Below are 20,896 nucleotides of genomic sequence, written 5' to 3'. Positions count from 1 at the left end.
TCACACCGGGCCCAATTTTCTGAATACGCCAGTTGCAGTGGGAGCATCGCAATGAGCAACGATCCACTTCTGCAGCCATACCAGTTAAAGCACCTCACCCTGCGCAATCGGATCATGACCACCAGTCATGAACCCGCCTATCCCGAAGACGGTATGACCTCGGTCCCGCCGACGCATCATCACGAAACCGCGCATCGCTACAATCCCAAACTTATGGAGGACTGGGACATCGCGCGGGTCATTCAGGACTATGGCGACGCCGCTGAACGCATGAAGGCGGGCGGCATGGACGGGCTGGAAATCGAGTGCTACGGCCACCTGCCCGACCAGTTCTGGTCCCCGCTGACGAACTTGAGGGACCGTATGGTCCGCAAACGCTGGAAAGCCGCACCCGTTTCGCGCGTGAGGTCCTGGCTAGCATGCGCAATAAGGTGGGTGATGAGTTCCTTCTGGGTGTCCGGTTCTCGATGGACGAAACCACCCCCGGCGGCGTGAGCAAGGAAGAGGGGTTCCGCATCGCGCGTCTTCTCAGGGATGAGGGGCTGGCCGATTTCCTCAACGTGACGCGCGGGCGAATCGACAGTGATGCCGCGGTATCAAAAGTGATACCGCTGCAAGGGTCTCCCGCTGCACCGCATCTGGATTTCGCGGGCCGAGATCGGCCTGCCCACCTTCCACGCCGCTCGCATTCCGGATGTCGCCACCGCCCGCCACGCCTTGGCCGAGGGGCGTCTGGACATGGTCGACATGACTCGCGCTCATATGGCCGACCCGCATCTGGTACAAAGGATCGTCGAGGGGCGCGAGGATGATATCCGGCCTTGCGTCGGGGCCACTGTCTGGATTGCATCTACGAAGGTGGCGACGCGATCTGCATCCACAACGCCGCAAACCGGGTGCGAGCTGACGATGCCGCATGTGGTCCCAGTGGTCGAACAGGGGCAAATCGGTCTAGACCGTTTGGTGCCGCATCGTCGCCAGATGGCGGTACGGAACGGGGATATCCATAGGCTCGCAGATAAACCCGCCCGCCATGTGAAAGCTGGGGCAGGCCTGTGTCAGGCGGGCAAAATTGATCACATCCGCCTCGGTGGTTGACCGGCGGAGGCCATCCAGATCGCGGGTGAACGGCGCGCCCTTCGTGGTGCAAAACACACTCGTGTCCCCGCCCATCGTGAACCCGGTCGAGGGCCCGCGCCCCTGTACCACAAATCTATTGGGCGCTTTGGCGACAAGTTCCATCAGCAGAGCCTGGTCTATCCTCACCCGATCTCCATCGACATCCGCGCCCGGCGCGGCTTTTTACACGCGACATGACACACCACCATCCACAGTGATTTCGGTACCTGTAATGTATGACGCCTCATCGCTGGCCAGAAATACGGCGGCATTGGCCACATCCCAGGGCGTGCCGACACGGCCCAGCGGAATCCGCGCCGCCCGCTGGCGATCCAGAGCGTCCCAGTCGATGGCGCCTGGGTCTTCCGAGTTCTGAACGGTGATGTCCCGCGCCATGGGCGTATCTATGAACCCCGGCAGGATCGCGTTGGCGCGAATGCCATGCGGGGCCACCTCGGCCGCAAGATTGCGCGTATAGGAAATGATCGAACCCTTGGTGGCGTTATAGCCGATATAGGGCGTTCCCAGATAGCGCAGCCCTGCAATCGAAGAGATATTGGTCACCACCCCGGCCCCGCGATCCACGAAGTGGGGCAGGACATGTTTGGTCGGCAAGAAAACAGCCTTCATGTTCACATGAACTAGCGCATCCCAATCCTCGACCGTGCTGTCCATGGCCCCGCCGGTCTTCAGGATGCCGACGTTGTTTTGCAGAATGTCGATCTGCCCCAACGCGCTCAGGCAGTCGGCGACGGCCTGCTTGACCTGATCCTCGTGCGTGACATCTGCAGACAGGGCGATGGCTTTGCCGCCGTCGGCGCGGATGATCTCGCAGGTTTCCTCGGCGGCGGGCAGATGCAGGTCCAGCGCACAGATCGTGGCCCCTTCCTGCGCCAGCCGAATGGCCGTGGCCTTGCCATTGCCCATACCCCCATTCATCGCGCCCGCACCGGTGACCAGCGCGACCTTTCCATACAAACGTGCCATGGGTTATTCCTCGTTCGATTGTAAAAATGCGTTCATGCCGCCATCAACCGCCAGAAGCTGACCATTGATGTAAGAGGCCCCCTCGGACATCAGAAATGCCACTGGCGCTGCGATCTCAGCGGGATCTGCCCAACGTGCGGCCGGGGTGCGGTTTTCGATGCGGCGGACAAAACCCGTATCGCTTAGGATTTTCTTGTTCATCTCAGTCAGCACATAGCCCGGCGCAATGGCATTGGCGCAGATCCCATCGGCCCCGAAATCCGCGGCCAGAGACCGCGTCAGCCCTGCGATAGCCGCTTTGGAGGACGCATAGTTCCCAACCCCCGGCCTCGGGTGGGTCGCGGCGATGGACGAAACCGACACGATCCGCCCCCGGTGCGGGCCGGGATTGGCCAGCATCACCTTGCCCGCCGCCTGTGACAGCACGAAGGGGGCTAAGACGTGCAGGTCATAGATGCTGCGATAGTCCTCGACGGTCTGGTCAAGGACATGCCCGTGATTGGTGATCCCCGCATTGTTGATCAGCCCCCAGATACTGCCGGCCTGGGTTGCAACCTCTTGCACCCACTGCCGACAGACGTCGAAATCCGTCAGGTCAAAGGCGGTGGCCTGCGCATCGGCGCCCTGCCCTCTGAGCGTTTCCGCCGTGCCCTCAACGGCCTCGGCGTTCAGATCCTGCAGCCAGACCTGCGCACCCTGATTCGCGCAGGCCTTGGCCATAGCCGCCCCCAACCCGCGCGCCGCGCCGGTGATCAGGATCGGCTTTCCGGCCAGCGAGAACAGCCCCGCCATCAGGAGGCAAGCGCTTTCTTGTCTTCCTCAAGCGCCGCTTTTACTGCGGGCATTACCTGATCGCAAAACTGCTCGAGCGAGCGCAGCGTGTTGGCAAACGGGATCGAGGCGATCTGCATGAAGACGCTCAGATGCGTGATCCCGAATTCGCGCGCCTCGGCGACGATCCGGCGGGTGACCTCTTCGACGTCACCGATGATGGCCCGCTGCATCACTTCGTCGAGGGTGGGTTCGTTGTCGAAAGGCACGATGTTCAGATCCGCGCCCTGCATCAACGGCTCGGGGCGGCGCATGTTGTTCGCCATGCGGGCATGGATCAGAACCTGCTCGGCCGCGGCGCGGGCGTCGTCTTTGTCCTTGGCGATATACACATAGCGCTGCACGGCAAAGGGATAGTCACTGCCGCTCAGCCCGTTTTCCGTGCGGGTTTCGGTGTAAAGCCGCCGCGCCGTCGACACGATCGAGTTCGGCCCGATGGCCGGAGTGGTCAGCGGCTCGGCCCCATAGTCGATCATCTTCTGACGCATTTCTGGCGCGTTGCCCACCGCCAAGGTGCGGATGCGCTCCTGTACCGGTGCGATGGACAGCGCGGCATCGTTGATCTGGATATGTTCACCCTGATAGTCGATCACGCCGGAATAGACGCCCTGTTCGATACAATCCCAGATCTCAAGGCCGCGCATCAGGCGGTCGTTGATCTCGAACCCGAATTTCTTGAACTCGCGCGGCTGATAGCCGGTGCCCAGACCCAGCACCAGGCGGCCTTCGGTCAACTGGTCGGTCAGGCAGATATCCTCGACCAGACGCAGGGGTTCATAGAAGGGCATCACAACAACGGCGGGGCCGACATTGATGCGTTTGGTGTGGGCGGCCATATTCGCAGCCGTCATCAGCGGAGACGGAGAGATGCAGTAATTCGACAGGTGATGCTCGGCAAACCAGGCCACATCGAACCCCGCCTCGTCGACCATCTGCGTCATGTTGCGCATCTGGTTGAACACGTCGGCATGGGTGGACCCGTCAACGGGTTTAGTCATCAGGTTGAAAAGCGAGAATTCCATGGCGGCAAGCTCCGAGGTTATCCGGGTGAATGTGTTTCCTCCACATTTCCTCAATCCTGCCAAACTTCCAAATGGCGAATCCTAGGTCATTGCCAAAGAAATTCTTATGCGCCCGACGCCTCCTGCCGCAACCAGTGTAGAAACGCCTGAACCCGAGGCTGGTTCAACCGGCTGTGGGGGCACAGAAAATGATAGGCAAACGGGCCTTCAACCGCCTCAAACGGCAGCTCGATCAGAGTACCGTTGTCCAGAAAATGCTGTGCAACGACATCCCGCACCACGCCAACTCCGCCGCCAAACGCGATTGCGCCCAGCGTGGCGCTGGAATCGCCGAAATAGGCCCCGTTTTCGAACAGTTCCGGATTGCCGCCATTGCGTTCGATCACCGCGCGCCATTCCGTGTGGTTGGTATCCCTGAAAAACGGGAACCCGGCCAGATCATCCACCCGTTTCACTCCGGCCAACTGATCCCGAAGCGCGGCTGAGGCCACAAGGATATGGCGTTCACCGAACAGGCGTTCCTCATAGACATTCGGCGTGCCGCCCGGCCCCCAGCGAATGGCGACATCCGCATCCTCCTGCCCAAAACCGGTACAGGCCACGGTGGACAGGGTGATCAGATCGATCTGCGGATGGGCCTCAAGAAACCGGGTCGCGCGGATCGCAAACCAGGTCGACCCGAAGGAGGGCAGCAGGCTGACCGTCAACATGGTGCGCCCTGCATCCGGCGCGAGATCCTGAACGCTTTCACTCAGGCTGTCCAACATCGCCCCGACAGAATCGGCGAACTGTTCGCCCTGCTCGGTCAGACTGATCTGGTTGTTCGACCTGCGAAACAGCCGGATGCCAAGGCGATCTTCCAACAGTTTCACCTGCTGGCTGACGGCGGGCTGCGTCAGGTTCAATTCCGACGCGGCGAGGGTGAAGCTCTGCAACCGCGCGGCAGCCTCGAACGCGATCAGCGTCTGCAAGGGCGGCAATCCCCGCCGCATCCGGTTGCTGTCAAAACCAACGGGTTCCATTCGGGACAAAGCGCCCGGACCCAGTTGGTTCAATCGTGTTCTTAAAGCGCGTCGCATGGTGATCCTGCATAAGGAGGGCTTGGCCTGACGGCAAGAAATTCATTCTTGTGATAAAACCTGCCTAATGCAAGCTCTGAGCACCCCAATCCCGGAGCGTAAGATGCTGACCTCGACTGAATTCATCTCGGCCATGCGCAAAGCCCCGACGCCGGTGTCGATTGTCACCACGTCGGGCGAGCATGGTCCCCATGGCGCGACCGTCAGCGCTGTGTGCTCGCTGACGGCGACTCCGCCTGCTGTGTTGATCTGTCTGAACAAGAACAGTCGCATTCTGGGCATGATCGAAGAGCATGGGGTCTATTGCGTCAACTTCGCCGCGCAAAACCACATCGACATGGCGCTGGCTTTTGCCGGTGACCCCGCGCTTGCGGAGCTTCGTACGTTTTCCGAAGATGTCTGGGACATGGATGAACACACCCACTTGCCTGTCCTGAAGGGCGCCTCGGCCATTTTCACCTGTCTGCATATCCAGACGGTTCCGTTCGGCTCTCACCGCATTCTCATCGGCAAGGTCGAGCGTGTGGAGGCCAGCGACAATCCCCCTCTGGCCTATTGGGATGGCGGGTTTCAGTGGCTGCAAGAGCCGCAGGCCTGAGGTTTCCAACACCCATGCAAAAAGGGCGCATGCTCCGATCAGACCATGCGCCCCTTCAATCTTGTGATGCTGCGCGCGTCAGAGAAGCGCGCGCACTTTTTCCAGCAGTGCGGCGTTTACGGCAACGCCTTCGGTTGCTGCCCGCTCGCGGCAGGTGCGGCGGCCGTCGCCCGGCAGGCGCGCGCCATCTTGGTCGCGGAACGAGGCAATCAGCTCACCCAGCTTCTCATGGAAGGCTCCGACCGAGGTCGCCTGCGGATCAATCGCGATGAAGAACTGACCGGTTTTCGGCGGGCCACCCGCCGTGCCCGAGAACGGGCTGGCGACCGAACCCAGTGTTGCGCCGGTCATCGCAGCGGCCATCAGTTCAACCGTCAGGGCGATACCCACGCCTTTGTAGCCGCCCGATGGGACCATGGAGCCTTTCAGGCCAGCCTCAGGGTCTGTGGTGGGCTGGCCGTCCGCGTCCAAAACCCAACCTTCGGGCACGGGCTTACCTTCGCGGGCATGTTTCATGACTTCGCTTTTGGCGATGGTGCTGGCGGACTGGTCGATCAGAAGCGCCGCGTTTCCATCCGCATCGGGGGCCGAGATCGAGAACGGGTTGGTGCCGATGACCGGCTTTGCCCCACCCGACGGTGCGATCGAGGCCGGCGCGTTGGTGAACCCGATCCCCATCAGGCCTGCCTGCGCCAAACGCTGGGTATGCACGCCCAGAACGCCGCAGTTATACGAGTTGTTGATGGCCAGAACCGCAACACCCTGCTCGCGCGCTAGCGGGATCAGCTTTTCGAAGCCAAGATCAATCGCGCTGTGAGCAAACCCTGTGGCTGCATCAACGGTGACAACTGCCGGACGCGGCTGAGCAACTACGGGCTTGGCGGCCCCGTCAACCTTGCCGCATTCCACGTGCTGCGCATAGATCGGGATATAGGCCAACCCGTGCGAGGCAACGCCATCCGCTTCGGTCATTGCGGTCGCAACGGCAAGAGGGCGGGCGTTTTCCTCGGATGTTCCGGCTTTGACAAGGGCGCGGAAGGCCAGATCTTCGATCTCGGCCAGAGACAGGGTTTCGGTGGCGGTCATTCTTCTTTTCCGTTCGTATCTATGTGCCCCTTGTCGCAAGGGGCGAAGTTTCAGTCGTTGTCGCTGAGGCCCGCGCCAGCACCGCGCAGGCGGCTTTCTTCGGTCGCAGGTGCGAATGTGCGGTGGGCAAAGGCGCTGAGCCTGCTCCAGTCTGCCTCGGACACCTCCGCGCGCAGGACCGGCTCGCGGCGGCCTGTCATTTCGGCGGGCGCGCTGAAGACCATCTTGTCTGCGTGGCGGGTCTCAAGCGCCTCGGGCGTGGCCTGCACGCAGATCTGCCGCCCGTCCGTTGCCAGACGCGCGCCTTGCCATTCGGCCGCGACCGGTACACCCAAACGCAGCGCAGCCCCCCCCATGAAGGGCACGGCCAGCAAGGGCAGGCTAACGTTCTCCATCGTGATCGAGCCGCGATCCATCAAACGCACCGCGCAGTCGCTAAGCGAGGCCCCGGCGATCAGCGGGCTCATCCGGCGCGTGGGCGCATGCCAGATCTCGGCGCTTAGCGAGACGGGCGAGACGTCGATCGACGGGATACGGTCGTTCATCTCCAACAGATCGGCCAGCAATTCGGCGCCCGAAAACCCAAACGCCGCCAGCCAGCGCGTTCCCTTGGCGGCCTCTTCGGCCAGACCCCAGGACAGGCCCGCGCCGCGTGCGGCGCGTTTGCTCATAGCCTCGATTTCGTTCAAAGAGTGGCTCATGCAGCGGCCCCTTCAAGTTCCGGGAAGACCCAGAAATCGGCGTTTTCAGATGTCAGTTCATGCGGCAGGGGCGCGTTGCCATACATGCAGATGCGCACCCAGCGATCCGAGCGGGGATCGAACTTGGTCGCCCCAAAGAAGGACAGTTTGCAGCGCAGCATGTCGATGGGCAGCACCCGGTCCGAGATCGTGTTGTCTCGGATCTCGGCATAGGGCGCGCGCCCTACGATCTGAACGCGGCGCAGCACGTGGCGGTGTTCGGGGTGGCGCAACAGGAAATCAGCGACCTGAGCATCATCCGACCAATGGGCCAGCGCCTGAAACAACTGCGCGGCATCCCGACCGGGAGCCAAGGGCTGCTCGTATTCCTCGATCGGTTCCTCGAAACGTTCGCCCAGACGCGGCTCTAGCTTTTCTTCCGAGACATACCAGGCGCGGGCCTTGCTGGCGGGGGTGGCCCAATCGGTCTCAATGGCCCAGCCATAGATATCCTTGAGAAGCGCCCGCAGGTCACCAATCTTCATCGCTCCGGCGATGCGGAACGTGGCGGTGTTGTCTGCCGCCATACCTTCTGCAAAGGCGTCGACCAGTTCCCCATAGGGTTCCAGAATCAGCGAAGCGATCCATTCTTGACCCTCAAGGGTCAGCGACTGCTCGGCCCAGGTATAAAGCGCATCCCAGGGGTGATCCGCGCCAAGATCCGCACTGGAGAGATAGTCCTGCAGCTTGGCGATATCGGCCCGCAGGGCAGCGAGTTTCTCGATCTGGATCGGGTGTTCAGACTGCCAGGTCTCGACGATCTGCATGTTGCGCAGCAGCACATCACGGAACACTGCGATTTCTGCATCGCTGGCCTTTTCGACCCCGCGCACGACCTGAATTGCACCTTCCCGTGCCGCCATCCAGTTGTTGAACAGCACCGGATGGTTCAGCAAGAACGGCGCCATCCCCAGACCGGTTGAGTTGCCGATCCCCATCGACCGTGCAATCCCTGCGTCCAACTTTGCGGCCTGCACTCCGTTGGCCGCAGCGCGGGTATCGGCCATATATTGCACCAGATCGGTCACGAACCAGCGGGTCAGGTAGACCGACAGCATCTCAACCTGGAACGGAGCGCGGAATTCCGGACGGTCGGCAATCATTTCGCGATCCGCAGCGCCCAGCTTGCCGGACCCGTAAACCGCAGTGGTCCGCATAAGGTAACCCACGGCGTCAATCTTCTCGGTCGAGGGCTGACGGCCTTCGGCCAGTTCGCTCACCACATGCTCCCACAAACGCACCGAGCGATTGGCGCGGGACACTGACAATTCAGACCCTGTCACGCGCCCGGCTTCCTGAACGGGGATATTGTGCGAAAGACGCTCGATATCGGCGTCGGTAGGCACACCGTCAAACAGGGTGAAGGTGGCATCCCAAGCCTCGGCGATCACTCGGTCCGAGCGTTTCTCGGGCGGCAGATCATGGGCATAGGCGATCAGGGAATAGGACCGCTCGGGCCCATGCGCGGTATAGACGGCATGGCCAACACCGGTGCTGTCAATCTCGAACGCAGTTTTTTCAAACCGCCAGTTTTCCCGAGCCAGTCGTCGCGTTAGGATACGCATGAACGAAAGACGCGACTGATGCATTGAGCCAAGACGGGCAAGGCGCATCACCATTTTCGGATCACGACGGGAAACGTCTGCCATTCTGTTCACCCTTCTCTGATTGGTAGACTGGTCAAGTTGTACCAGCTTTGTCCGATGACGTCTGCGGTTTGAAGTTCTCGTCAAAGAAACGGTACCAGTTGCGACCCATGATGCCATCAACCTCTTCGTCGTTCATGCCGGTTGCGCGCAGGCCTGCCCGGATGTTGCCGAAATCACGGTTGTCGTTGAACCAGCTCGGCATGGGCGGGAAACCAGGGGCCGAGGCTGAGCCTTCGCCATAGTCGATTTCCTTGGTCCAGCGACCTACGCGCATCCATTCCACGATACTGTCGGGCTGGTCCTGACACAGGTCAGTGCCGATCCCCAGATGCTGCGCACCGTATTTCTCAGCCGTGCGCGCGATCATCTCGCAAAAGCTTTCCAGCGTGCACTCGGACTTGTCTTTCAGGTGGTGCGGGTAAACCGAGAAACCCAGCATGCCGCCGTTTTCCGTCACTGCGCGGATCACCGCGTCACGCTTGTTGCGCAGGGCGGGCGACCAGTCATAAGGGTTCGCATGGGTGATGGCGATGGGACGTTCCGAGATCTCAGCCGCTTCGATGGTCGAGCGGTCGGCCGAGTGGCTCATGTCGACAACAAGGCCCACGCGGTTCATCTCTTTGATGACCTGTTTGCCCATGCGGGTGATGCCGGAATCCTCGGCCTCATAGCAGCCGGTCGCCAGCAGCGACTGGTTGTTATAGGTCAACTGCATGAACCGCGCGCCCAGCGTGTGCAGGATCTCGATCAGGCCGATATCGTCTTCCATCGGGCTTGGGTTCTGGAACCCGAAGAACACCGCTGTCCGGCCGGTTTCCCGCGCTTTGTCGATGTCGCTGGCCCACTGCCCTTTCATGATCAGGTCCGGGTATTGTTCGAACCAGCGGTTCCACTGTTCGAAATTCAACACCGTTTCGCGAAAGTTCTCATGATAGGCGATGGTGACGTGGATCGCGTCCACGCCCCCCTCGCGCAACTGGCGGAAGACCTTTTCCGACCAGTTCACATATTGCAGGCAATCGATCAGCATCAGACGGGGCCTGCGCTGATATAGGCGGTTTTGACCGTGGTGTAGAATTCGGCCGCTGCCTTGCCCTGCTCACGCGGACCGTAGGAGCTGTCGCCACGGCCACCGAAGGGCACGTGATAGTCGGTGCCGGCGGTGGGCAGGTTCACGGTGACAACACCGGTGCGCGCGTTGCGGCGGAAATGCGTGGCGCGGGCCAGCGACTTGGTCACGATGCCCGAAGTCAGGCCAAAGCTGGTGTCGTTGACCACGCTCAGCGCTTCGTCATAGCTGCCAACCTTGATGACGCTGGTCAGCGGCGCGAACATTTCCTCGCGGTTTATCGCCATGTCGTTGGTGGTGTTCAGGAACACGCCGGGCGACATGTAGTACCCGTCATGCGGCATCTCGAGACGCGCACCGCCACAGGCCAGTTCCGCGCCCTCGGATTTGCCCAAATCGACATAGGCCAGGTTTTCGCTCAGCTGCTGCTGGCTGACGACGGGACCCATCTGAACGCCCGCCTCCAGCGCGTGGCCCACTTTCATCGCCTGCGCACCCGCAACGAGCTTTTCGACAAAGGCGTCATGAATGGCAGAGTGGACCACGAGCCGGGAGGAGGCCGTGCATTTCTGACCGGTGCCACCGAACGCACCGCCCAGAGCCAGCGTCACCGCCAAATCCAGATCGGCATCGTCCATGACGGCCAGAGCGTTCTTCGATCCCATTTCCATCTGAACTTTGGTCAGGTTCTGGATGGCGGCAGCGGCGATATCCTTACCAACCGGAACCGACCCGGTGAAGGAAATCGCGTTGACCTTGGGGCTTTCCACCAAACGTTGACCGATGGAGCGGCCCGAGCCCATGACCAAGCTGAACAGACCTTTGGGGATGTCCTGACGGTTGATGATCTCGGTCAGCGCCACAGCCGAAGCCGGGGTGATGTTGGCGGGCTTCCAGACAACCGCGTTGCCATAGCACAGCGCAGGAGCGATCTTCCACGACGCGGTCGCGGTGGGGAAGTTCCACGGGCTGATGATGGCCACAACGCCCACGGCCTCACGGCGGACATCGACCTCGATATCGGGACGTACGGAATCCGCGTTCTCACCGATCTGACGCAGGCATTCGGCGGCGTAGTAGGTGAAGAACTGACCAGCGCGGAAAACTTCGCCTTTGCCTTCGGCCAGCGGCTTGCCTTCTTCGCGGCTCAGCAGCGTGCCCAGTTCCTCGGCGCGGGCCATCAGCTCATTGCCGATCGCGTTCAGAACAGCCTGCTTGCGCTCCAGCCCATAGGCGGCCCACTCACGCTGAGCGGCACGCGCCTGATCCAATGTTGCCTCAAGCTGATCCGCGCTGGCCTGTGCAAACATGCCGACCAGATCGCTCAGGTCCGATGGGTTGCGGTTTTCGATCTCACCTTCACCGGTGACCCACTCACCAGCGATCAGGTTCTTTTGAATGTCAGCCATAGCCGTTTGCCCCATAGAGAATTTGCTGAGCGGGTATGGACTCTTTTTTGTCAATCAATCAAACTAAAATTATTGAAGTTTACTTCAGTAAGATTGAAGCTTCCAACATGACACTCAAGATCGAAATGCTTCGCGGCTTTGTCGCGGTTGCCCGCACCGGCAACCTGACGGATGCGGCCGTTGTCCTGAAACGCACCCCTTCCGCGGTATCGATGATGCTGAAACAGTTTGAAAAGCATCTGGGCGAGCCGCTGTTCGAAACCGACCGCAAGAACAAGCTGACCGCATTGGGTGAGTTCGTGTTCGAGCAATCACAGCTGGAACTACAGCATTTCGACAATACGGTCCGGGCCATTGAAAACTTTGCCGATGCCAGTATGGGACATGTCAGAATTGCGACGGTTCCATCGGTGGCAGGTACGATCATACCACGCGTTTTTTCCAGAAATACCAAGGCTTACGAGAAAGTGAGGGTGGAACTGCGCGACATGGACTCCAAGTCCGTCCTGCACGAGCTGTCGCGGGGGCGCATTGATATCGGCATCGCGACACTGCGGGGAAACGGGTCGGGTCTGCACAGCCAGCTTTTGCTGACCGACTGGTTCGGCGTGCTGCTGACCCCGGACCACCCGCTGGCCCGTGACACCGGCCCCATCGACTGGGACGCGCTAGAGAATGAGCAGCTGATCGCCAACAGCCTGTCCGAAAGCATCTCCGGGCCCGAGGCGGAAAAACTGCACGCGGGCTCTCGGTTTTCGGCACACAACATCACCTCTATTCTGGGCATGGTTCGAGCCGGGATCGGGGTCACACTCCTGCCCGAGATGGCAGCAATTTCGGCCGGGCAATCCGATCTGGTCTTCCGCCCTCTGGCGGACAAGACCGCCAAGCGGCAAATTCACCTAATACGCAAGGCTGATTCTGCACTGTCACCTGCTGCCCGGAGACTGGAAAATGACATTCTCGAAACTGTCGAGGACCTAGTGAAAGAGCAACGCTCATGAAAGATCAGGTCGAGAAAATTTCGCTGGGCATCCTGATCTTTCCGGGGTTCCCGATGGCATGCCTGACATCCTGTATCGAACCGCTGCGCGCGGCGAATGAGATCTCGGGGCAGGAGGCGTTCAGCTGGCATGTCATTGCCGAGCAAGACCAACCGATCCAGTCCTCGGCCGGGGTCACCTTTTTCCCCGACAGTACCTTGGCCGACGCCCAATCCCTGACGCATCTGCTGTTTGCCTCAAGCCCGAACAGCGTGTTCGACAACCCCTCCAAGGCGAATGCAGCGCTTCAGCGTCTGATGCGGAACAAGACCCGTATTGGCGCAATCAGCGGCGGTGTCTTCCCCCTTGCCCGCACCCGGCTGACCCGCGACAACCCTTTGTCGGTGCATTGGTGCTACGAGGCCGCTTTTCAGGCTGAATTTCCCGAAATCCCGATCCATGGGACAGTGATCTGCGAAGAAGGGGCCTTTAGCACGATCTCGGGCGCCTCGGCCGTGTTCGACCACATGCTGGCCCTGATCGAAAAGCGGCTGGGCGGTGATGTCATGGCCGAGGTCGCGTGTTGGTTCCAGCATCCCTTCATTCGCAGCGGGACCGTTACGCAAAAGGTGCCCGCAATCTCGACCGCGCAGAGTCAGGATCTTTTGCCCAAACAGGTCGCAAAGGCCATTCAGCACTTTGCCGAACATATCGGAAACCCCATCCAGATCAGCGAAGTCGCCGATGCGGTGGGCCTTTCCGCGCGGTCACTGGAACGGAGTTTCAAAAAGGCGACCGGGCACAGCCCTTTGACCTACTATCGGCGGATGCGGATGAACCAGGCGCGGCAATTGGTGCTTTATACGAACGACCCAATTGCCGAGGTCGCATACATGGTCGGTTACGCCACACCCAGCGCCTTCATGCGGCACTATCGTGAGACGTTCGGGGTCACGCCGATCAGCGACCGGCGTGCCAAGAACTCGATGCGGGTGGGCAGCGACGATGTGCTGCCCTCGGGCTAAACTTCAGGCGATGGATTTCGCGGCGGCCAGCAGGCCGTGATGCAGCGACGCCGCCGAAGAGCGCGGGCCAAGAACGGCCATGTGATCCTCGGCCAGACGCCATAGGAAGACGCCCAGATGCTCCGCCGTGGTTCGGATCGCCGTGCCCGACCCCATCGTGCGGACCGGCGCGTTGCTGAGCCGTTCGAACAGATCGCACAGACCCGCGCCCTGCACGTCGAACCGGCACCAGCCATCCGTCTGCTCGGAAACCGATGCGGTATCAGCGACGATCTGCTTCAACTCGGCGGCCAGCAATTCGTGACTGTCATGCGGGGCCATGACCATCCATTGCTCCGGCCCCATCCAGAGCGCGGCATAGGGCGCAGCCTGAGAGGATTGACCAACCTCGGGTAAGCTCAGACCGATCTTGTCGGCCAGCGCCTTTTGCACGGCACCAGCCTGATCGTTGCGGGCCGCGACCGACGCCAGCGCCTGATCCACGACCTCGGTGATCGTGATCGAACCGACCGTATCGACACGCGGCGTGTCGCCGCCCAGCGGGGTGATGGGTTTCAGTTTATGCACGAAGCTTCTCCCCTTCCGGGTCCAAGAAATGAGCGCTGACGATTTCAACCATGACTTCCTGGCTTTCCAGGGGGTTCACCAGTCGCAGTTTTTCACCCATCCGGTCAGAGCCACCTTTGACAAATCCGAGCCCGATTGAGCTTTCCAGAATTGGCGAATAAGCAGCCGAGGTGACATAGCCCTGATCATGTGCCGCATCGACCGGGCCGGTCGCGTTCATCAGGTGCCCGCCCGCCGTAACGGTCTCATTCGTGTCCACTGGTTTCAACCCCACCAGAGCCAATGCGTCCGGGGTGTTCAGCCCTTCCCGACGGCTGAGAACATTGCCGATGCAGTCCTTCTTAGCGCTGACCATGCGTGCCATGCCAAGGTTCAGTGCTGTGGTCGTACCGTTCAGCTCATTGCCGGTCGCATGACCCTTTTCGATCCTCATGACGCCTAAAGCTTCGGTGCCATAGGGCACAACGTCGAACTCCTCACCCGCCTCCATCAGCGCGCGCATCAGCCCGTCGCCATAGCGCGTGGGTACCGCGATCTCATAGGCAAGCTCGCCCGAGAACGAGATCCGGAACAGCCGGGCCCGCAGGCCACCGCAGACAGTGATCTCTCCGCACCCCATGAAGGGGAACGCCTCGTTCGAGATGTCAAAGTCAGGGTCTACGATCTTTTGCAGCAGTTTGCGGCTGTTGGGACCGGCCACGGCATATTGCGCCCAGGCCTCGGTGGTCGAGATCAGCTGCACGTCCATATCCGGACACAGGCATTGGCGGACGAATTCCATGTTGCGATAGACCAGAACCGCGTTGGCGGTGGTGGTGGTCACGACGAAATGGTCCTCGGCGAAGCGCGCGGTGGTACCGTCGTCATAGGCGATGCCATCCTCGCGCAGCATCAGGCCATAGCGCACCTTGCCCACGGGCAGTTTGGCAAACGCATTAGAGTAGACCATGTTCAGGAACGCCGCTGCATCCGCGCCTTGAACGTCGATCTTGCCTAGCGTCGTCACATCGCACACACCGACCGAGTTTCGGGTCTGCAGCACCTCGCGGTCCACCGATTGGCGCCAATGGGTTTCGCCCTTGCGCGGGAACCATTGGGCGCGCAGCCAGTTGCCGACCTCGACAAACACAGCACCCTGTTCCTCGGCCCATTTGTGGCTGGGCGTCAGGCGGGTCGGGTGGAAGTCCTTACCCACTGCACGGCCACCGAACGCACCCATCGCCACCGGCGTATAAGGCGGGCGGAAGATGGTTGTGCCGGTGTCCCGAATGGACTTGCCGGTCAGTTCGGCCATCACCGCCAAGGCACCCACGTTCGAGGTCTTGCCCTGATCGGTCGCCATGCCCAGCGTGGTATAACGCTTGAGATGCTCGACCGAGGTAAAGTTCTCTTGGTGAGCCAGCTTGACGTCTTTGACGGTCACGTCGTTCTGGTAGTCCAGCCATGCGCGTTTTGCGCCTTTGACGTGCCAGAACGGGCTGATCGAGACCGGCGCATCGGCTGCCGCGGGCAGATCAACGGGGGATGCAGTGATCCCCAGATCACCCAAAGCGGCCACAGCCGCAGCCGCACCGCCCTGCAGCGCCGCTTCGGTACTCATCTCACCCTTGGCCGCGCCTGCCACGATCTGGCCAACGGGTAGGCCCTCACCCGGAACAAAGGCGTGGATGTCCGCGCTCCAGACCGGGCGACCGCGCTGATGGCAGGTTAGGCCCAGGTTCGGGTTCCAACCGCCGGACATCGCCAACGCCTCGCAATAGAGGTCCGTCGTATAGCCTTTCTCGGTGCGCACCTGCACCGAGGTCAGGCCCAGGCGGCCCGAGGTATTGATAATCTCGGCCCCTTTCAGAACTTCGATGCCCTCGACATCCGCAGCATCCGGGCGCGTATCCACAATGGCGGGGACCTTAATGCCTTGCGCCATCAGATCGCGTGCCGTCTGGTGCGCGTCGTCATTGTTGGCAAAAACCACAACCGATTGCGCGGGCGTCGCGGCCCAGCGGTTGGCGTAAGACCGAACCGCTCCGGCCAGCAGGATACCGGGGCGGTCGTTATTCTCAAAAGCGATGGGGCGTTCGATGGCCCCGGTCGCGATCAGCGCGCGCTTGGAGTAGATGCGCCACAGAGTCTGGCGGGGTTTGTCCGCTTCAGGCGCGATAAGGTGATCCGCGTTGCGTTCGACCGCACCGTAAATACCGTGGTCGTAGGCCCCGAACACGGTTGTACGCGGCATCACCCGTACGTTGTTCATCGATGCGAGCTCGGCCAGAGCCTGATCGACCCAGTCCGCGCCGGAGATATCGGCCAAAGCGCCAGTCTCAGCAATCAGACGCCCACCCATGCGGAAATCTTCATCCGCCAGAATAACCTGAGCGCCCGCACGTCCTGCGGTCAGCGCCGCCGCCAGACCGGTCGGACCCGCGCCGATGATCAGCAGATCGCAATGCAAGAAGCCCTTGTCATAGTGATCGGGATCATCCTCACCCGTCAGGCTGCCCAGACCGGCCGCCTTGCGGATGATCGGCTCATACAGCTTCTCCCAGAACGCCTTGGGCCACATGAAGGTCTTGTAGTAAAACCCCGCGGTCAGGAAGTTCGAGAACCGGTCGTTGATCGCCATGAAATCGCGTTCCAGCGACGGCCAGCGGTTCTGGGAATTGGCGCTCAGCCCGTCATACAGTTCGGCCACGGTGGCGCGGGTGTTCGGCTCCTGCCGTCCGCCCGAACGCAGCTCGACCAAAGCGTTCGGCTCTTCGCTGCCCGCGGTAAGCGGGCCGCGCGGACGGTGGTATTTGAAGGACCGGCCCATCAGGCGCACTCCATTGGCCAACAAGGCCGAAGCCAGCGTGTCGCCCTCATAACCTTGATAAGACTTGCCATCGAAGGTGAAGCTGAGGCTGGCGTCCCGGTTGATCAGCCCGCCATTCAGTCGATTGCTCTGTGTCATTGTGCAGCCTTCCCTGCCGCTTTGGCCACATCACGGGCCAGTTCGACCTTCAGGATTTCATGGGTCAGCGTGTTGCGCGTGACCACCAGCCACGACCGGTCGCCCTGTTCGTGATACCAAAGCTCGCGATGCTCGCCCGCCGGGTTGTCACGCAGGTAAAGATAGTCGTGAAACGCTTCCGCCGCGTCCTCGGCCTGCCAGTCGGGACGATTGAGCAGTGAGGCATCGCCCAGATAGGTGAACTCCTGCGCGTCGCGCGGGCCAAGCAGGGGGTGATTGATAATCATCGGATACGCCCTCTCAGTGCAGGTTTGGTTGGGCGCCCTGCCCTTTTTCGTCGATCATGTGACCGGTCATGAACCGGTCCAGCCGGTAGGCCGTGGCGGTTTCATGCGGACGGTCGGTTTTCAGAAGATGCGCAAAGCAATAGCCAGAGGCAGGCGTTGCTTTGAACCCGCCATAACACCATCCACCGTTGAAATAGAGCCCGTCGATGTGCGTCTTGTCGATGAACGGAGAGCCATCCATCGACATATCCATGATCCCGCCCCAACTGCGTAGCAGGCGCGCGCGTCCCAGTGCAGGGATCAGCGCCATACCGCTTTCGATCACATCCTCGACCACTGGCAGGTTACCGCGTTGGGCGTAGGTGTTGTACATGTCGATGTCTCCACCGAAGACCAGACCACCCTTGTCGGACTGGCTGCAGTAGAAGTGCCCCGCCCCATAGGTGATGACGCCGTCGATGAATGGCTTCAGTCCTTCGGAGACGAAAGCCTGCAACACGTGGCTCTCAATCGGCAGGCGCATTCCTGCCTTCTCCATCACGCGGCTGGAACTGCCCGCAACAGAGACACCGACCTTTTTGGCCCCAATAAAGCCGCGGGTGGTCTCGACACCCAGGACTTTGCCATTTTCAATGCGGAAACCCGTCACCTCGCAGTTCTGGATGATATCCACGCCGCGCATATCCGCACCGCGCGCGTATCCCCAAGCCACCGCATCGTGGCGCACCGTGCCGCCGCGACGGTGTAGCAGGCCACCTTTGATCGGGAACCGGGCGTCGTCGAAATTCAGGAACGGGTACATGGCGCGAACGCCGTCGGTGTCTAGCAGCTCGGCATCTGATCCATTCAGAATCATCGCATTGCCCCGCCGCCGCGCCGCATCCCGTTGCGCATCGGTGTGGACCAGGTTCAGAATACCGCGCTGGCTGACCATGGCGTTATAGTTGAAGTCCTGTTCGAGGTTTTCCCAAAGCTTCAGAGAGAACTCGTAGAATGGCTCATTCCCGTCCAGCAGATAGTTCGAGCGGATGATCGTCGTGTTCCGACCCACATTGCCGCCGCCGATCCAGCCTTTTTCCAGTACCGCGATACGCGCGGCACCGAATTCCTTGGCCAGATAGTAGGCTGTGGCCAGACCGTGGCCGCCGCCGCCCACGATGACATAGTCATAAGCATCCGCAGGCTCCGGGTCGCGCCATTGCGGGCCCCAGCCTTTGTGGCCGGTCAGGGCCTCTTTGAAAAGTCGCAGCGCCGAGAATCGCATGTAGGCTCCTATTCGTTGCAGCTTACTTTATGCACCCAGGTCGCCCACGTTTTCAGTGTCGATTTCGGACAGAAGCTATCTCAGATGCGACAGATGCCATCAGAGTGTCGCCGTTTTGGCGTTTCAAGCTCTAACAGCGGCCTGATGCAAAATTAGGTAACTTTTCCTTATCTGTTTTTTATTGTTCATCATTATTCTTTACCGTTTTGAGAATCACGGCTACGACACCCCAAAGCGCGATACAGGAGGAGCGAGAGATGTTCGACGCCAGCACCACGGATAAAGTTGTTTTGGGAGTGATCGGCGCAGATTGCCATGCCGTAGGTAACAAGATCCTCGACAGCCTACTGACCCGGGCCGGGATCGAGGTCGTTAACCTCGGCGTCATGGTCAGCCAGAGCGAATTCGTCGCCGCAGCCGTTGCTCAAAAAGCCGATGCGATCCTTGTCTCATCCATTTACGGGCACGGTGAGATCGACTGTCAGGGCCTGCGCGACCGGTGCGAGGCTGCGGGGATCGGGAACATCTTGCTCTATGTCGGTGGGAACCTCGTGATCGGCAAACAGGATTTCGCAACCGTCGTCACCCGCTTCAAAGAGATGGGCTATGACCGCGTCTTCCCGGCCTCGGCCAATATCGACGAGGTCGTGGCACTGCTGAAAGACGACATCGACATGAATCGTCTTCCGAATATCGGCCACAACTCGGGCGCCTTCGCAACCGGGTTCGCCGACTGGGCCGCAATCTAGCAAAGGCAGATGGTGACATGACCGGCACGCCAGAAATCACGAATTCCAAGCTGCCCGATTCCATTTTCGACGCCGAGCGTGAGGGCGTTCTGCAATCCTGGCACACCGGAGCCGATGTGGATTTTGACGCGGGCCTTGCCCGTCAGCATGCGCTGCCCTCGGAAAAGCGGTTCTCGGCGGCCTTGGCGGATGCGGATGAAACCGGCAAGACTCTGCTGCAACCCCGTGCGGGCGTTGCGCTGTTGCGCGAGCACACCGCACTGATGGAGGGGCTGGCCCCCTATTGCGATGTGCTGCCCACCACCATCGACGCCTATACCCGTCACAACCGATATGATGAGGCGCAAGAAGGCATCGACCGGTCCCGCGCGGCGGGCACTTCGCTGCTGAACGGGTTCCCGGCGGTCAACCATGGTGTGGAAGGCTGCACACGGCTGGTCGAGGCCGTCTCAAAACCCATTCAGGTCCGGCACGGCACACCGGATGCACGCCTGCTGGCCGAAGTGACACTCAGTTCAGGTTTTTCGTCCTACGAGGGCGGCGGGATTTCCTATAACATCCCCTACGCAAAGAACATTCCGCTGGAACAGTCGATCCGCCATTGGCAATATTGCGACCGCCTGGTGGGCCGGTTCGAAGAACATGGTATCCGCATCAACCGCGAACCCTTCGGCCCTTTGACCGGGACGCTGGTGCCGCCTTTTGTCTCGCATGTGGTTGCCATCATCGAAGGTCTGCTGGCGCTGGAACAGGGCGTGCGCTGTATCACACTGGGCTATGGTCAAGCGGGCAATCTGGTGCAAGACGTCGCCGCGCTGCGCTCGCTGCGGCGGCTGGGACATCACTACTTCCAGAACGCGGGCTATGACGACTACCAGCTGACCACCGTGTTCCACCAATGGATGGGCGGCTTCCCCGAGGATGAGGCCAAGGCCACCGCCGTGATCTGTCTGGGTGCGCTGGCCGCAAAACAGGCGCGGGCCACCAAGATCATCGTGAAAACCCCGCATGAGGCTAGCGGCATCCCCTCGCTTGAGGCGAACCAGGCCGGGCTCAAGGCGACTCGCCAGATGGTGAACATGATCGCGGACCAGAACCGCAACGACGGCAACGAAATCCTGACCGAGGTTGAGGTGATCGAGGCCGAGGTTCACGCCGTCATGCGCGCCGTTCTGAAACTGGACAAGGGCGACATCGCACGCGGAGCTGTTCTGGCCTTCGAGAGCGGCGTCATGGATATCCCCTTTGCCCCTGCCATCGGGAACGCAGGCAAGCTGACACCGGTCCGCGACAACCACGGCGCGCTGCGGATTTTCGAGACCGGAAATGTGCCGTTGCCCAAGGACGTCATGGCCTTTCACCGGGACCGCATCGCGGAACGCGCCCGGTCAGAAGGGCGCGAGGTGTCCTTTGACATGGTGGTCGACGACGTCCGCGCCATCTCGGCCAGCAAACTCATCGGTCGGCCTTCGGTTGCCGCCTAAC

At 60.9% G+C, this 20,896-nt stretch carries 19 protein-coding genes and 1 pseudogene; 6 read left to right on the top strand and 14 right to left on the bottom strand.

All coding sequences use genetic code 11. The features are described from left to right. Positions 1-51: 51 nt before the first annotated feature. Positions 52-936 (top strand): annotated as a pseudogene (locus J7394_RS11855) (N-methylproline demethylase); the annotation flags it as partial. Positions 937-951: 15 nt separating this feature from the next. Here J7394_RS11855 and J7394_RS11850 read toward each other — a convergent pair. The 5 genes from J7394_RS11850 to J7394_RS11830 form a co-directional block, all read right to left on the bottom strand. Further along, positions 952-1,266, bottom strand: a complete 315-nt coding sequence (locus J7394_RS11850) for a trimethylamine methyltransferase family protein (protein WP_209253251.1) — start codon at positions 1,264-1,266, stop codon at positions 952-954. Between the two features lie 36 nt (positions 1,267-1,302). Next, the gene (locus J7394_RS11845; RefSeq protein WP_209253248.1) at positions 1,303-2,106 is read right to left on the bottom strand and encodes an SDR family NAD(P)-dependent oxidoreductase; all 804 of its coding nucleotides are present in this window, start codon (positions 2,104-2,106) and stop codon (positions 1,303-1,305) included. A gap of 3 nt (positions 2,107-2,109) precedes the next feature. Further along, positions 2,110-2,898 (bottom strand): SDR family NAD(P)-dependent oxidoreductase, encoded by a 789-nt coding sequence (locus tag J7394_RS11840; RefSeq protein ID WP_209253246.1) that lies wholly within the window; start codon positions 2,896-2,898, stop codon positions 2,110-2,112. After that, entirely contained in the window at positions 2,898-3,959 is a 1,062-nt protein-coding gene (locus tag J7394_RS11835; RefSeq protein WP_209253243.1) for an LLM class flavin-dependent oxidoreductase, read from the bottom strand. The genes J7394_RS11840 and J7394_RS11835 overlap by 1 nt, the downstream gene beginning before the upstream one ends. A 104-nt stretch (positions 3,960-4,063) precedes the next feature. Beyond that, the gene (locus tag J7394_RS11830; RefSeq protein ID WP_209253240.1) at positions 4,064-5,014 is read right to left on the bottom strand and encodes a LysR substrate-binding domain-containing protein; all 951 of its coding nucleotides are present in this window, start codon (positions 5,012-5,014) and stop codon (positions 4,064-4,066) included. Between the two features lie 127 nt (positions 5,015-5,141). Between J7394_RS11830 and J7394_RS11825 the strand changes: the two genes are divergently transcribed. Continuing rightward, positions 5,142-5,636, top strand: coding sequence for a flavin reductase family protein (locus J7394_RS11825; protein ID WP_209253237.1), 495 nt, complete (start codon positions 5,142-5,144; stop codon positions 5,634-5,636). Positions 5,637-5,714: 78 nt separating this feature from the next. On the opposite strand, the gene J7394_RS11820 is transcribed toward J7394_RS11825, so the two are convergent. Genes J7394_RS11820 through J7394_RS11800 form a run of 5 tightly spaced genes read right to left on the bottom strand, consistent with a single transcriptional unit; the run spans position 5,715 to position 11,589 of the window. Beyond that, positions 5,715-6,722, bottom strand: a complete 1,008-nt coding sequence (locus J7394_RS11820; RefSeq protein ID WP_209253235.1) for an Ldh family oxidoreductase — start codon at positions 6,720-6,722, stop codon at positions 5,715-5,717. Between the two features lie 50 nt (positions 6,723-6,772). After that, positions 6,773-7,423, bottom strand: a complete 651-nt coding sequence (locus tag J7394_RS11815; protein ID WP_209253233.1) for a DUF3726 domain-containing protein — start codon at positions 7,421-7,423, stop codon at positions 6,773-6,775. Then, on the bottom strand, positions 7,420-9,111 hold the full coding sequence (locus tag J7394_RS11810; RefSeq protein ID WP_209253231.1) for a hypothetical protein: 1,692 nt from the start codon (positions 9,109-9,111) through the stop codon (positions 7,420-7,422). Before J7394_RS11810 ends, J7394_RS11815 begins: the two co-directional genes overlap by 4 nt. Before the next feature lie 31 nt (positions 9,112-9,142). Next, a complete protein-coding gene (locus J7394_RS11805; protein ID WP_209253229.1) occupies positions 9,143-10,141 on the bottom strand; it encodes a membrane dipeptidase in 999 nt (332 codons plus the stop codon). Beyond that, the gene (locus J7394_RS11800) at positions 10,141-11,589 is read right to left on the bottom strand and encodes an aldehyde dehydrogenase family protein (RefSeq protein ID WP_209253227.1); all 1,449 of its coding nucleotides are present in this window, start codon (positions 11,587-11,589) and stop codon (positions 10,141-10,143) included. Before J7394_RS11800 ends, J7394_RS11805 begins: the two co-directional genes overlap by 1 nt. 107 nt (positions 11,590-11,696) lie before the next feature. Here J7394_RS11800 and J7394_RS11795 point away from each other — a divergent pair, with 107 nt between their 5' ends. Beyond that, positions 11,697-12,593, top strand: coding sequence for a LysR family transcriptional regulator (locus tag J7394_RS11795; protein ID WP_209253225.1), 897 nt, complete (start codon positions 11,697-11,699; stop codon positions 12,591-12,593). Next, entirely contained in the window at positions 12,590-13,597 is a 1,008-nt protein-coding gene (locus J7394_RS11790) for a GlxA family transcriptional regulator (protein ID WP_209253223.1), read from the top strand. Before J7394_RS11795 ends, J7394_RS11790 begins: the two co-directional genes overlap by 4 nt. 3 nt (positions 13,598-13,600) lie before the next feature. Here J7394_RS11790 and J7394_RS11785 read toward each other — a convergent pair whose 3' ends face one another. Genes J7394_RS11785 through J7394_RS11770 form a run of 4 tightly spaced genes read right to left on the bottom strand, consistent with a single transcriptional unit; the run spans position 13,601 to position 18,662 of the window. Continuing rightward, a complete protein-coding gene (locus J7394_RS11785; RefSeq protein WP_209253221.1) occupies positions 13,601-14,164 on the bottom strand; it encodes a sarcosine oxidase subunit gamma in 564 nt (187 codons plus the stop codon). Next, positions 14,157-17,111 carry a sarcosine oxidase subunit alpha family protein gene (locus J7394_RS11780; RefSeq protein WP_209253218.1) on the bottom strand — a complete coding sequence of 985 codons (2,955 nt, stop codon included), beginning with the start codon at positions 17,109-17,111 and terminating at the stop codon, positions 14,157-14,159. Before J7394_RS11780 ends, J7394_RS11785 begins: the two co-directional genes overlap by 8 nt. Further along, entirely contained in the window at positions 17,108-17,398 is a 291-nt protein-coding gene (locus J7394_RS11775) for a sarcosine oxidase subunit delta (protein WP_209253217.1), read from the bottom strand. The genes J7394_RS11780 and J7394_RS11775 overlap by 4 nt, the downstream gene beginning before the upstream one ends. 13 nt (positions 17,399-17,411) lie before the next feature. Further along, on the bottom strand, positions 17,412-18,662 hold the full coding sequence (locus J7394_RS11770; protein ID WP_209253216.1) for a sarcosine oxidase subunit beta family protein: 1,251 nt from the start codon (positions 18,660-18,662) through the stop codon (positions 17,412-17,414). Positions 18,663-18,919: 257 nt separating this feature from the next. On the opposite strand from J7394_RS11770, the gene glmS reads away from it, so the two are divergent. Beyond that, positions 18,920-19,411 (top strand): methylaspartate mutase subunit S, encoded by a 492-nt coding sequence (gene glmS / locus J7394_RS11765; RefSeq protein WP_209253215.1) that lies wholly within the window; start codon positions 18,920-18,922, stop codon positions 19,409-19,411. 17 nt (positions 19,412-19,428) lie between these two features. Then, entirely contained in the window at positions 19,429-20,895 is a 1,467-nt protein-coding gene (locus tag J7394_RS11760) for a methylaspartate mutase subunit E (protein ID WP_209253214.1), read from the top strand. Position 20,896: the final 1 nt, after the last annotated feature.

It is taken from the genome of Ruegeria sp. R13_0 (genome assembly GCF_017743995.1).
Lineage (GTDB): Bacteria > Pseudomonadota > Alphaproteobacteria > Rhodobacterales > Rhodobacteraceae > Ruegeria.
Note: the sequence above shows the minus strand (reverse complement) of the source record. Positions and strands in the feature narration are given on the sequence as shown.